At 65.4% G+C, this 12,963-nt stretch carries 13 protein-coding genes; all 13 read left to right on the top strand.

All coding sequences use genetic code 11. The annotated features are described in order from the left end of the window. Nucleotides 1–90: 90 nt before the first annotated feature. The 13 genes from murJ (at nucleotide 91) to lnt (ending at nucleotide 12,784) form a co-directional block, all read left to right on the top strand. Nucleotides 91–1,641, top strand: a complete 1,551-nt coding sequence (murJ, locus tag KUF59_RS01685) for a murein biosynthesis integral membrane protein MurJ (RefSeq protein WP_212456229.1) — start codon at nucleotides 91–93, stop codon at nucleotides 1,639–1,641. Nucleotides 1,642–1,715: 74 nt separating this feature from the next. Continuing rightward, on the top strand, nucleotides 1,716–2,768 hold the full coding sequence (gene trpS, locus KUF59_RS01680) for a tryptophan--tRNA ligase (RefSeq protein ID WP_212456230.1): 1,053 nt from the start codon (nucleotides 1,716–1,718) through the stop codon (nucleotides 2,766–2,768). 104 nt (nucleotides 2,769–2,872) lie between these two features. Next, on the top strand, nucleotides 2,873–3,367 hold the full coding sequence (locus tag KUF59_RS01675; protein WP_212456231.1) for a universal stress protein: 495 nt from the start codon (nucleotides 2,873–2,875) through the stop codon (nucleotides 3,365–3,367). Between the two features lie 294 nt (nucleotides 3,368–3,661). Next, on the top strand, nucleotides 3,662–4,234 hold the full coding sequence (locus KUF59_RS01670; protein WP_212456232.1) for a NifU family protein: 573 nt from the start codon (nucleotides 3,662–3,664) through the stop codon (nucleotides 4,232–4,234). 160 nt (nucleotides 4,235–4,394) lie between these two features. Beyond that, nucleotides 4,395–5,084 (top strand): tRNA (adenosine(37)-N6)-threonylcarbamoyltransferase complex dimerization subunit type 1 TsaB, encoded by a 690-nt coding sequence (gene tsaB / locus KUF59_RS01665; RefSeq protein ID WP_212456233.1) that lies wholly within the window; start codon nucleotides 4,395–4,397, stop codon nucleotides 5,082–5,084. Then, complete coding sequence (gene rimI / locus KUF59_RS01660) at nucleotides 5,081–5,566, top strand: ribosomal protein S18-alanine N-acetyltransferase (RefSeq protein ID WP_212456234.1); 486 nt, start codon at nucleotides 5,081–5,083, stop codon at nucleotides 5,564–5,566. The genes tsaB and rimI overlap by 4 nt, the downstream gene beginning before the upstream one ends. A gap of 39 nt (nucleotides 5,567–5,605) precedes the next feature. Further along, complete coding sequence (locus KUF59_RS01655; RefSeq protein ID WP_212456235.1) at nucleotides 5,606–6,061, top strand: Fur family transcriptional regulator; 456 nt, start codon at nucleotides 5,606–5,608, stop codon at nucleotides 6,059–6,061. Between the two features lie 79 nt (nucleotides 6,062–6,140). Next, the gene (locus tag KUF59_RS01650; RefSeq protein ID WP_212456236.1) at nucleotides 6,141–6,821 is read left to right on the top strand and encodes an HAD family hydrolase; all 681 of its coding nucleotides are present in this window, start codon (nucleotides 6,141–6,143) and stop codon (nucleotides 6,819–6,821) included. A 191-nt stretch (nucleotides 6,822–7,012) separates the two neighbouring features. Next, entirely contained in the window at nucleotides 7,013–8,410 is a 1,398-nt protein-coding gene (gene miaB / locus KUF59_RS01645) for a tRNA (N6-isopentenyl adenosine(37)-C2)-methylthiotransferase MiaB (protein ID WP_258768098.1), read from the top strand. A 64-nt stretch (nucleotides 8,411–8,474) separates the two neighbouring features. Then, the gene (locus tag KUF59_RS01640; RefSeq protein ID WP_212456238.1) at nucleotides 8,475–9,470 is read left to right on the top strand and encodes a PhoH family protein; all 996 of its coding nucleotides are present in this window, start codon (nucleotides 8,475–8,477) and stop codon (nucleotides 9,468–9,470) included. Between the two features lie 59 nt (nucleotides 9,471–9,529). After that, a complete protein-coding gene (gene ybeY / locus KUF59_RS01635; protein ID WP_212456239.1) occupies nucleotides 9,530–10,039 on the top strand; it encodes an rRNA maturation RNase YbeY in 510 nt (169 codons plus the stop codon). Nucleotide 10,040: 1 nt separating this feature from the next. Then, nucleotides 10,041–11,159 carry a hemolysin family protein gene (locus KUF59_RS01630; protein WP_212456240.1) on the top strand — a complete coding sequence of 373 codons (1,119 nt, stop codon included), beginning with the start codon at nucleotides 10,041–10,043 and terminating at the stop codon, nucleotides 11,157–11,159. Then, nucleotides 11,156–12,784, top strand: coding sequence for an apolipoprotein N-acyltransferase (gene lnt, locus KUF59_RS01625; RefSeq protein ID WP_258768097.1), 1,629 nt, complete (start codon nucleotides 11,156–11,158; stop codon nucleotides 12,782–12,784). The genes KUF59_RS01630 and lnt overlap by 4 nt, the downstream gene beginning before the upstream one ends. Nucleotides 12,785–12,963: the final 179 nt, after the last annotated feature.

Raw genomic sequence — 12,963 nt, 5'->3', positions numbered from 1 at the left:
CGGAGAATCCGCTTCATCTGCTCTGAATTACGGCTCGCGGCCTATCACGTCAGCCCCCGCGCGGGCAAGCAACGGTATTATGCAAGAACCATGATCCGCTCCTTCCTGACGGTGTCGACGGGAACGCTGGCCTCGCGGCTGCTGGGCTTTGCGCGCGATTCCCTGATCGCGGCCCTGCTCGGCACCGGCGCGGTGGCGGATGCGTTCCTGGCGGCGTTCCAGCTCGTCAATGTGGTGCGGCGGCTGCTCAGCGAAGGCGCGCTCAATGCGGCGCTCGTTCCGGCATGGCTGGGCCTGCGCGCGCGCGACGGTGAGGAGGCTGCATCTGCCTTCGCGGGCCGCGTGCTCGGCACCGTCAGCGCGGCGCTGATTGCGGCCTCGATCGTCATCGCACAGGTGATGCCGCTGATCATCAAGGTGATCGCGCCCGGCTTCATCGGCAGCGACACGCTCGATCTTGCCGTCGCGAACGCGCGGCTGATGCTGCCCTATCTCGCCTTCGCCGGTCCGGTCACAGTGCTGATGGGGCTTTTGAACGCACAAGGTCGCTTTGCACTGACCGCGTTCTCGCCGCTGCTGTTCAACATCGCCCTGATCGCGACGATCGCGGCACTGCTGCTATGGCACACGGATGCGACGCACGCGGCATGGGCACTGGCCGCGACCGTCGGCATCGCCGGCCTGCTGCAATTGCTGATGCTGCTGTCGCAACGAAGCGCGCAACTCGCCACGCCCTTGCGCGTGACGTTCGACAAGGAGATGCGCGGCTTCTTCGCCAAGGCGATCCCCGGCATGATCGCAAGCTCCGGTCCGCAATGGCTGATGGTGGCCGGCGCGATCATCGCATCCGCAACGCCGTCGGCGGTGTCCTGGCTCTATTTCGCCAATCGCCTGATCGAGCTGCCGCTCGGCATCGTCGGCGTCGCCATGGGCACTGTGCTGGTGCCGGAGCTGACACGCGCGAGCGCGGCCGGTGATCGCGCGGCGACCGTCCATGCCGAGTCGCGTGCGCTTGAGCTTGCGACCGGGCTCGCGCTGCCCGCAACGCTCGGCCTGATCGTGCTGGCGGGACCGATCGTGCGGCTGCTGTTCGAGCACGGGGCCTTCTCGGCCAACGACAGCGCTGCAACCGCCCAGGCGCTGATGTGGCTTTCGCTCGGCCTGCCAGCCCACGTCCTGATCAAGGCGCTGTCGCCGGCCTTTTACGCGCGCAGCGACACGATGACGCCGCTGCTGGCAACTCTGAAGGGCTTTGTAGTCGCGGTGGCGCTCGCCTTCGTGCTCGGCCGCTTGTACGGCGCGCCGGGGATCGCCGCCGGCATCGCGGCCGGCGCCTGGAGCAGCGCGGCGTCCCTGCTACGCAAGGGCGCCACCGAATTCGGCTTCTCCGTCGACGCCGCCGCGCGGCGCCGGCTGCCGCGGATCGTACTCGCCGCGCTCGCAATGGGTGCCCTGCTGTGGCTGACCTCCGCCCTGGCGCCCGCCGGCAGCCATGGCGTCGTCAGGCTCCTCGCCGTCGCCATCCAGATTGCGGCCGGAATCGCGGTCTATGCCCTGCTGATCCAGACCCTGGGCGTCGCCTCCTGGCGCGAGGCGGCGAATGCCCTGAAACGGCCTGCTCCGCACGACCAGGGCGGTTGAGGTAGCCGAAATACACTTGACGGCGCACCGCCGCTGTTGGAAACGACGGCCCGTCGATCTCAGGAAAGCTTGCCATGCCATTCGTTGAACGGGTTTTTTCGGGCGTCCAGCCGACGGGCAATCTGCACCTCGGCAATTATCTCGGCGCGATCGTCAACTTCGTGAAGATGCAGCAAACCCATAACTGCATCTATTGCGTCGTCGACATGCACGCGATCACGCAGAGCCTGGATGTCTGGGGCGGACCGGCCGAGCTCGCGCGCAACACCCGCGAGGTGACCGCGGCGTTCATCGCGGCCGGCATCGACCCAAAGAAACACATCGTCTTCAACCAGAGCCAGGTCTCCGGCCATGCCGAGCTCGCCTGGATCTTCAACTGTGTCGCGCGTCTGGGTTGGCTGAACCGCATGACCCAGTTCAAGGAGAAGGCGGGCAAGGATCGCGAGAACGCGTCGGTTGGTCTCTACGACTATCCGGTGCTGATGGCGGCCGACATTCTCTTGTATCGGGCCACGCATGTTCCGGTCGGCGAGGACCAGAAGCAGCATCTCGAGCTCTCGCGCGACATCGCGCAAAAGTTCAACAACGACTTTGGCGACTCGATCCGCAGCCACGGCGCCAATGACGGGTTGTTCTTCCCGCTGCCGGAGCCGTTCATCACGGGCCCGGCGACGCGTGTGATGTCTCTGCGCGACGGCACCAAGAAGATGTCGAAGTCCGATGCGTCGGACAATTCGCGCATCAACCTGACCGACGACGCCGACACCATCGCGCAGAAGATCCGCAAGGCAAAAACCGACCCGGAGCCGCTGCCGACGGAAGAGAGGGGCCTGGAGGCGCGGCCCGAAGCGGACAATCTCGTCGGCATTTTTGCCGCGCTGGCGGATCGCACCAAGGCCGACGTCCTCAGGGATTTCGGCGGCGGCCAGTTCTCCAGCTTCAAGAACGCGCTGGCGGAGCTGTGCGTCACCAAGCTGGCGCCGATCGCAGGCGAGATGAAGCGGCTCGTTGCCGATCCCGGCCATATCGACGCTATCCTGATCGATGGCTCCGACCGGGCCCGCGCGATTGCCCAGGAGACGATGAACCTCTCCAAGGACATCGTCGGCTTCATCCGCAAGCGTTGATTGCTGCGCGCGCGAACGCGGCCGGCGATATTTCGCCGGCCGTCCCTCTCCCAAACGTGGGTCGAGTGTGGCAGCATGTAAGGCAGGGACACGCCGGGACCTGCATGACCAGCAAGCGCCGATGCTTTGAGCCGGGGCACAAGCCCAAATGCCTTGTCATCGTTGACGACACCGCGGAGTGGGATCGCGCGGTGTATTACGCCAGCCGCTGGGCGATCCGCGCCGGCGGCGGGGTGGTGATGCTGCGCATCATCGAGACCGAGGAGCAGAACCAGCAATGGCTCGGCGTCGCCGAGATCATGCGCGCCGAGGCGCATGAGGCTGCCAATGCCGCGCTCGACCGCGCCGCCGGCCGCGCCAATGGCATCGCCGCGATCACGCCGGAACGCGTGATCCGCGAGGGTAACCCGATGGAACAACTGCTCGACGTGATCGACGCCGATCCTGACATCGCAATGCTGGTGCTGGCCGCCAATTCCGGCGCCGAGGGGCCCGGCCCCCTGATCGTGCTGCTGGCGAACGCGGTCGGCACGTTCCCGATCCCGCTGACCGTCATTTCAGGCGAGCTGAGCGACCAGAGCATTGACGCGCTGTCGTGAGAGCTCTTCCACCCTCCCCTGGAGGGGGAGGGTCGGCTCACATTGAGCGCAGCGAAAATGAGAGACGGGGTGGGGTGACGGTCTCTCCGCATCGAACAGTGCCCGAGTTGAGACCCCACCCCGCTCGCGCTGCGCGCGATCGACCCTCCCCCTCCAGGGGAGGGTAAGCGATCACCTAACCCTCTGATACCCCTACGAAACCGTCCTCCCCGCCCTTGACCGTGCGTTTGCCGTCGCCATCTGGTAGTGAGGAAGAACGCGCCGGCCTTGAACCGGCGACGTCCGGAGAAAACCATGTTCATCCAAACCGAAGCCACCCCCAATCCCGCCACGCTGAAATTCATTCCCGGCCGCGTCGTGCTCAACGGCAGTCCGATGGAATTTTCGAGCCGTGAATCCGCGGCACGCTCGCCGCTCGCCGAAAAGCTGTTCGAGGTGCCCGGCGTCACCAGCGTGTTCTACGGCAGCGACTTCATCACCGTGACCAAGGCAGGCGGCGGTGAATGGCAGCAACTCAAGCCCGCGATCCTCGGCGCGATCATGGAGCACTACATGTCCGGCGCGCCGCTGCTCGCCGGCGGCACCGTGACTGACGACGTCGATGCCGACGACGAGGACGAATTCTTCGACGAGGCTGACGCCGAGACGGTCGACATGATCAAGGACCTGATCGAGACCCGCGTGCGGCCCGCGGTCGCCAATGACGGCGGCGACATCACCTTCCGCGGCTTCAAGGACGGCATCGTCTATCTCAACATGAAGGGCGCCTGCTCGGGCTGCCCGTCATCGACGGCGACGCTCCAGCACGGCATCCAGAACCTCTTGAAGCACTTTGTGCCCGACGTGGTCGAAGTCCGGCCGATGTGAGTTGCGCGATCAGCGGGATCGATTTGAACTGCGTCATGCCCGGGCTTGTCCCGGGCACCCACGTTCTTGGCGCGGCAAAGTCGTGGATGGCCGGGTCAAGCCCGGCCATGACGGCGAGATTCAGGCCTTCCATCGCAAACAATAATGCTACGATCAGCCCATGCTGATCCTTGCCATCGATACCGCGCTAGACGCCTGCGCTGCCGCCGTTCTGGACACAGATGCGGGCGAGTTGATCGCCCAGGAATCGCTGCCGATGAAGCGCGGGCATGCCGAGGCCCTGATGCCGCTGATCGCGCGGGTGATGCGATCCGCGAACCTCGCCTTCACGGCGCTCGACCGCATCGCTGTCACCACCGGCCCCGGAAGTTTTACCGGACTGCGCGTCGGCATTTCCGCCGCGCGCGGACTGGCACTCGCCGCAGACAAGCCGGCCGTTGGCCTCACGACACTGTCGGCCTATGCGGCCGCGATCGTCAGCCAGAACCGGCAGGCGCCCGTGATCTCCGCGATCGATGCGCGGCATGATCACGTCTATTTCCAGATCGTCGCCGGCGACGGCAGCCAGCTGGTGCGGCCGAAAGTCGCCAGCATCGATGAAGCGATCGCGGCGTCGCAATTCGGCGCGCCGCATCTGGTCGGCAATGCCGCAAAGATTCTCGCCGACCGCTGGCCCAAAGATGCGCCGCAGCCGATCGCCGTCGATGCAGAGGCCGCACCCGACATTACCTGGGTCGCTTGGCTCGGCGCGGCGGCCGATCCGCAAGGCGCCCCGGCGCGTCCCTTCTATCTGCGCGCGCCCGATGCCAAGCCGGCGGCACAGCCGGCGCTCGCTATCGCGACCTCATGATGAACTGGCTATCCGCATGGTGGCGCGGCGGCACGGCTGTCGTCGAGCCCGCGAGCGCGCGCGACGCGGCGCGGCTCGCACAACTCCACGGCACCTCGTTTGCGCGCGGCTGGGGCGAAGGTGAGTTCGAGGTCATGATGAGCGAGCGCAACACGCTCGTGCATCGTTTCAGATTGGGCCGCAAGACGATCGGTTTTGCGGTGTCGCGGATCGGCGCGGACGAAGCCGAAATCCTCTCCATTGCCATCGATGCGGCCCAACGCGGCCGCGGGCTGTCGCACGCGCTGCTCTTGACCCATCTCGGCCACCTCGCCGGCCGCGGCGTCCGCACTATATTTCTGGAGGTTGAGGAGAATAACCAGCCGGCACGGCGGCTCTATGAACGCGCCGGATTCGTGGTGGTCGGGCGCCGCGAACGCTACTATAAGCAGCCGGACGGGGAACAGTTGAACGCGCTTCTGATGCGACGTGACTTGTCGTAACATCGGTGGCAGAAGATGCCCCCGCTAGGCAGACCGACCATGACCGTTTTGAAATCGTCCTCCACATCCAAGGCCACCACCATCGAGTCCCGCTGTGCCGCGACCGGCATGCGCATGACCGAGCAGCGCCGCGTCATCGCCCGCGTGCTCGCGGAGGCGGCGGACCATCCCGACGTCGAGGAACTGTACCGGCGCTGCGTCGCCGTTGACGACAAGATCTCGATCTCGACCGTCTATCGCACTGTGAAGCTGTTCGAGGACGCCGGCATCATCGAGCGTCACGATTTTCGCGAGGGCCGCGCGCGTTACGAGCAGATGCGCGACAGCCATCACGACCACCTGATCAATCTGCGCGACGGCAAGGTGATCGAGTTCACCTCGGAAGAGATCGAGAAGCTGCAGGCCGAGATCGCCCGCAAGCTCGGCTACAAGCTGGTCGATCACCGGCTCGAGCTCTATTGCGTCCCGCTCGACGACGACAAGTCGACGTCTTGATTGCGCATGATCTCCGCGCAAACGCATCCGCGTTTGTCGCGAGGAAAAACCGCTCCACACTTTTTCGGATCATGCGTTAGTGCCCGTCGATCTCATCATCTTCGATTGCGACGGCGTGCTCGTCGACAGTGAGGTCATCTCCTGTCGCGCGCATGCCGACGTGCTCAGCCGGCTCGGCTATCCGATCACGCCGGAGCAGGTGCTGGTCCGTTTCCTCGGCGTATCCGAGAAAGACGCGCGGCTGATGGTCGAACAGGAAATCGGCCGCAACCTTCCCGACGATCTGGAACATCAGGTCAATGCAGCCACGCTGCGATTCTACGCCAGCGACCTGCAGGCGATCACCCACGTGGCCGCAGCGATCGGCGCAATCGATCTGCCCAGATGCGTTGCGTCGAGCGGCACGCCGGACAAGATTCGCCACGGCCTGACTTGCGCCGGGCTGTTCGACCTGCTCACTCCTCACATCTTTTCTGCGAGCCAGGTCGCACGCGGCAAGCCCGCGCCCGACCTGTTTCTGTTTGCTGCCGAGCAGATGAACACGGCGCCGGAAAATTGCCTGGTCATCGAGGACAGCGTCCCCGGGGTGACCGGTGCGCACGCGGCCGGAATGGCCGTATTGGGCTTTCACGGCGGCAGCCACTGCCCACCCGGGCACGCCGAAAGACTGCGTGCTGCCGGCGCGGGATGGACGTTCGACGACATGCGGCAGTTGCCGGACCTGGTCCGGCGGGTCGGGACGGACGCCTTGGCCGGCTGATTCTGTCCGACAACGTCGTCATTCCGGGGCATCGCGGAGCGATGAACCCGGAATCTCGCGCCAAAACCTCCAGATTCCGGGTTCGCTCGCCTTGCGAGCACCCCGGAATGACTGCGAAAGACGCTCCAATCGCTGGATTTTCGCGCCCTCACCCTATATCTGAGGGCCGTTCCACCACACGTCCGGGTTCCATGACGCCGCCGCGCAAGCTGCACATCAAATCATATGGCTGCCAGATGAACGTCTACGATGCCCAGCGCATGGTGGACACGCTGGCGCCGGAAGGATTCGTGGAGACGGCGAGCGCTGACGAAGCCGACCTCGTCATCCTCAACACCTGCCACATCCGCGAAAAGGCTTCCGAAAAAGTCTATTCCGAGCTCGGGCGCCTGCGCGCGGCCAAGGACGAGGCGGCGCGCGGCGGACGCGCAATGCAGATCGCGGTCGCCGGCTGCGTAGCGCAGGCCGAGGGCGAGGAGATCGTGCGGCGCGCGCCAGTGGTCGACGTCGTGGTCGGCCCGCAGAGCTACCACCATCTGCCCGAGCTCCTGAAGCGCGCACGCCATGACGGCCGCGCGATCGAGACCGAGTTTCCCGTCGCGGACAAGTTTGGCTTCCTCGCGCAGCCAAAACCCGACGCGATCCGCGCCCGCGGCATTTCGGCCTTCGTCACGGTGCAGGAAGGCTGCGACAAGTTTTGTACGTTCTGCGTCGTGCCCTATACCCGCGGTTCCGAGGTGTCGCGGCCGGTCGCAAAAATCCTTGATGACGTGAAGCGGCTCGCCGACAATGGCGTGCGCGAGCTCACGCTGATCGGTCAGAACGTCAACGCCTATCACGGTGAAGGTCCGGACGGGCAAAGCTGGCCACTCGGCAAACTGCTCGAGCGCCTCTCGCAGGTTCCCGGCATCGCGCGTCTGCGCTACTCGACCAGCCATCCCCGCGACGTCGATGACAGTTTGATTGCAGCCCATCGCGATCTCGACGCCCTGATGCCCTTCGTGCATCTGCCGGTGCAATCGGGCTCGGACCGGATCCTTTCGGCCATGAACCGCAAACATACCGCCGCTGACTATCGGCGTGTCATCGACCGTTTCCGGGCGGTGCGGCAAGACATTGCTTTTTCATCAGATTTTATCGTGGGCTTCCCCGGCGAAACTGAGGAAGATTTTCGCGCCACCCTCGCGCTGGTCACACAAATCGGCTACGCTGCGGCTTACTCGTTCAAATATTCCGCCCGGCCGGGAACGCCGGCCGCGGATCTGCAGGAGACGGTGTCCTTAGCCGAGATGGACCAGCGATTGGAGCGGCTCCAGGGGTTGATCGACAGCCAGCAATCGGCCTTCAACAAGGCCGCGATTGGCACAACCGTTGATGTGCTGTTCGAGCGCGAGGCGCGCAAGGAGGGCCAGATCGTCGGCCGCACCGCCTACCTCCAGCCTGCGCATGTGATGGCCTCATCAGACATCATCGGAAAAATCCTGCCGGTTCGCATCGACAGCCTCGAACGCTACAGCCTGCTCGGCGAGCTCGTGGCGCCGCCGGTCGCGCGCGAAGCTGCCTTATCATCCATCGCCACTGGAGCCTGAACCCTTGCCAAAAAGCGCATCGGATTCGCCTTCACTCGCTCCCAGCCGCAAATTTGACCGCGACATGCAAGTTCCGCCCGAAACCCAGGTCGTCATCGACTTCGACGACAATCGCGCCGCTTCCGCGCTGGTCGGCCCCTACGGCCAGAATCTCGCGCAGATCGAGCGCCGGCTCGGCGTCGTCGTCGATTCCAAGGGCAATCACATCACCATCGGCGGCACCCGCGACGGCTGCGACGCCGCGCGGCGAGTCCTGGAAGCGCTCTACGCCCAGGCGCTGAAGGGCCACGATCTCGATCAGGGCGAGGTCGAAGGCGCGATCCGCGCCGTGATCGCACAGGGCTCGCTGTTCGAGTTCGACGCCAAGTCGGCCAAGACAGCCTTCGACAGCATCAATTTGCGCAAGCGGCCGGTACGCGCCCGCACCGCGGCACAGGATTCCTACATCCGTGCGCTGAAGCGCCATGAGCTGGTATTCGGCATCGGCCCCGCCGGTACCGGCAAGACCTGGCTCGCGGTGGCGCATGCCGCGCAAATGTTCGAGCGCAAGGAAGTCGACAAGATCATCCTGTCGCGTCCCGCGGTGGAAGCCGGCGAACGCCTCGGCTTCCTGCCCGGTGATCTCCGCGAGAAGGTCGATCCCTATCTGCGCCCGATCTACGACGCGCTCTACGACCTGATGGATGCCCGCATCGTCGAGCGCGCGCTGCAAAGCGGCGAGATCGAGATCGCGCCGCTCGCCTTTATGCGCGGCCGGACGCTGACCAATGCCGTCATCATCCTGGACGAGGCGCAGAACACCACGTCGATGCAGATGAAGATGTTTCTGACGCGTCTCGGCGAAAACAGCCGCATGATCGTCACCGGCGACCCCTCGCAGATCGACCTGCCGAACGGCGCGACGTCGGGCCTCGCGGAGGCGACCCGCCTGCTCGGCGGCGTCGAAGGCATTGCACAAGTTCATTTCACCGCCGAGGACGTGATCCGCCACGAGCTCGTGGCGCGGATCGTTGCCGCCTACGAAGGCTCGCCGCAGCGGCCGGCCGCCGGCAAGCCATAACGGGAAAACAGCCGGACAAGTCGAGCGCGAGACCAGCGCCTTCCGTTCCGAACAAAACCATGTCGCATCCCAACCTTCCCATGACCGAGGTCCTCGTCGTCGCCAATTGCTGGCAGAGCGAGCCCGATGCCGAGGCCGTGATTCAGCGCGCGATCGCGGCCGCCGCAGGCTCGGTGGACGACGACGTCACTGATGCCGAAGTGGCCGTGATGCTGACCGATGATACCGGCATCCGTACCCTCAACAGCAACTGGCGCGGCATCGACAAGGCGACCAACGTGCTGTCGTTTCCCGCGTTGCAGCCGGAAGGCGCGCGCAAGCCGGGCGATGCCCCGCGCATGCTCGGCGACATCGCGATCGCCTATGAGACCATGCGGCGCGAAGCGGACGAGGAGCAAAAGCCCTTCGACCATCATCTGAGCCATCTCGCCGTGCACGGTTTTCTGCATCTGGTCGGCTACGATCACGAAAACGACGCCGACGCGGAGGAGATGGAAGCGCTGGAACAGGAAATCCTCGCGGAACTCGGCATTCCCGATCCCTATGCCGACCGGCCACGGATGGACTGAGATGCCGGATTCCGAGCCGACCCACGATAATCCGCGCAACACGCGCAACCTGCCGGCGGTGGTGCAGCCGGGCGAAGTTTTGCGCCCGGCGGCCGAGAGCTGGCTGCTGCGCGCCATCCGCACGCTGTTCGGCTGGAAGGCGGGCTCGGTCCGCGACGATCTCCAGGTCGTGCTCGACGCCACGACGCCTGACGATGCCGGCTTCTCCGCCGTCGAGCGCACCATGCTGCGCAATATCCTCAGCCTGCACGAGCGCCGCATCGCCGACGTCATGGTGCACCGCGCCGACATCATCGCGGTGAAGCGCGACATCCCGCTCGGCGAGTTGATGGACCGGTTCGAGAATGCCGGCCATTCGCGCTTCGTCGTCTACAACGAGACGCTCGACGATCCCGAAGGCATCGTGCACATCCGTGACCTCCTGACTTTCATGACGGCGAAGGCACGGGTGTCGGAGACGGCAAAGGCCAAGCGAAAAAAGGCGCTGCCCGCGGGCCTCGATTTGCGCGCAGTCGATCTCTCGCTGCCGCTCTTTGAGGCCAACATCATCCGCAAGCTTCTCTACGTGCCGCCCTCGATGCGGGCGATCGACCTCTTGGCGCAGATGCAGGCCTCGCGCATCCATCTCGCGCTCGTGGTCGACGAATATGGCGGCAGCGACGGGCTGGTCTCGCTCGAGGACATCGTCGAGCAGATCGTCGGCGAGATCGACGACGAGCACGACAGCGACGATGCGCCGTCGATCGTGCGCCTGCCCGACAACGCCTTCATCGCCGATGCCCGCGCCAGCCTCGACGACGTCCGCACCGTGATCGGCGAGGACTTCGTCACCGGCGAAGCCGGCGAGGAGGTCGAGACGCTCGGCGGCTATCTCGTCAGCCATGTCGGCCGCCTGCCGGTGCGCGGCGAGGTGATCTCCGGTCCCGGCAATTACGAGGTCGAAGTGCTCGACGCCGACCCGCGCCGCGTCAAGCGCCTGCGGATCGCGCCGCGGAAGGAACGCCCCGTTCCGCGCACCCAGCGCGAGAGCCGCCGTCGCGAGACGCCGTCCGACACCAACCAGCCACCGTCCGGCGATACGCCGACCCCGCCGCCCAGCGACGGGGCCGGCCCGCAGTGACGATTCCCGCCAAACTCCGTACGCTCGCGCTCGCCATCATCCTGACCTGGGGATGGAAGCGCGCGCTCGTCGCGATGGCAGCCGGTGCCCTGTCGGTGCTGGCGCTGGCGCCGTTCAACGCCTGGCCGGTGCTGTTTCTGACCTTTCCGGTTCTGGTGTGGTTGATCGATGGCACAGGCGGCGGGAAGCTCGGCGGCATCCCGGCAGCAGCGCTGACCGGCTACTGGTTCGGGCTCGGTTATTTCGTTCCCGGCCTCTACTGGATCGGCTACGCCTTCTTCGTCGACGCCCAGACCTTTGCCTGGCTGACGCCCTTCGCCGTGCTCGGCCTGCCCGCCTACCTTGCGATTTTCCCGGCCATCGGCTTTGCGCTGGCGCGGCTACTCTGGACCAAGGACGGAACACGCATCCTGGCGCTGGCCGCGAGCCTCACCATCAGCGAGTGGCTGCGCGGCCACGCGCTGACCGGCTTTCCGTGGAACGCCTACGGCTATGCGCTGTCGGAACCTTTGCCGCTCGCACAGACGGCGTCGCTGATCGGGCTGTGGGGCATGACCTTCCTCACCGTTGCGATCTTTTCGAGCCCCGCGGTGCTGATCGACCGCACGTCGGATCGAAAGATGCGAGGTCGTACAATATCCTGGCGCGTGCCGGCGGCAGCGGTCGCGCTGCTGGTCGCGATGGGCATCTTTGGCGCGATCCGCCTGTCGCTGCATCCGACCACGATGGTGGCGGGCACCAAACTGCGGCTGATGCAGCCGAACCTGCAACAGGACGCCAAGTTCAACTACTCTGCGAAAGCAGAGGTGATGAAGAAATATCTGGCGCTGTCCGATCGCGCCGCAGGGCCGCAGTCGACCGGAGTCAGCGATGCCACCATCCTGATCTGGCCGGAATCCGCCTTTCCTTTCTTCCTGACCCGCGAAGCCGACGCGATGGCGCAGATTGCCGACCTCCTGCCCAAGGGGACCGTGCTGATCACGGGATCGGTGCGCGCGCCCGACCTGCCGCCGGGCAAGCCGATCACGCGCGCCTACAACTCGATCTACGTCATCGACCACGACGGCAGCGTGCTCGCGGTCTACGACAAGCTGCACCTGGTACCGTTCGGCGAATTCCTCCCCTTCCAGGGCCTGATGGAGAAGCTCGGCTTCGAGCAACTGACGCGGGTGCAGGGCGGATTCATTCCGGGTACCGTGCGGCACGCGCTGCCGGTGCCGCGCGCGCCGCGCGCGCTGCCGCTGATCTGCTACGAGGCGATCTTTCCCGGCGACGTTGCCGGCCGCGACGAGCGCCCGGGCTGGATCGTCAATCTGACCAATGACGGCTGGTTCGGAATCTCCACCGGCCCCTACCAGCATATGGAGCAGGCGCGGATGCGCGCCATCGAGCTCGGCCTGCCGCTGGTCCGCTCCGCCAACACCGGCATCTCGGCGGTGATCGACCCCGTGGGCCGGACCGTTGCCAGCCTCGGCCTCGGCATCGAAGGCATTTTGGATGCAAGCTTACCGGCGGCCATCTCTCCGACCGTCTATGCGCGCGTCGGCGACATTCCGGCGGCCATCATCGTCGCGCTCGCCATCGTCTTGGCGGTGCGGCGCCGCACCGCCAAACGGCGACCCTGATTGCCGATTTCCGTGACTGGAAGTTTTTGACAACCGTATTCCCACGGTTGACAGATCGACGGCGCCCTCCGCATTCTGCACCTTGCTGCAAAAGACAGCCGTGCATTGCTAAATTTCTCCGCAATGTTTGCCATAAATTGCAAATGAGGTTTTGAAGTCGTTGTCACCTTAGGCATCCC

It is taken from the genome of Bradyrhizobium arachidis (assembly GCF_024758505.1).
GTDB classification, from domain to species: domain Bacteria; phylum Pseudomonadota; class Alphaproteobacteria; order Rhizobiales; family Xanthobacteraceae; genus Bradyrhizobium; species Bradyrhizobium manausense_C.
This window is presented reverse-complemented; position numbering and strand designations above follow the sequence as displayed.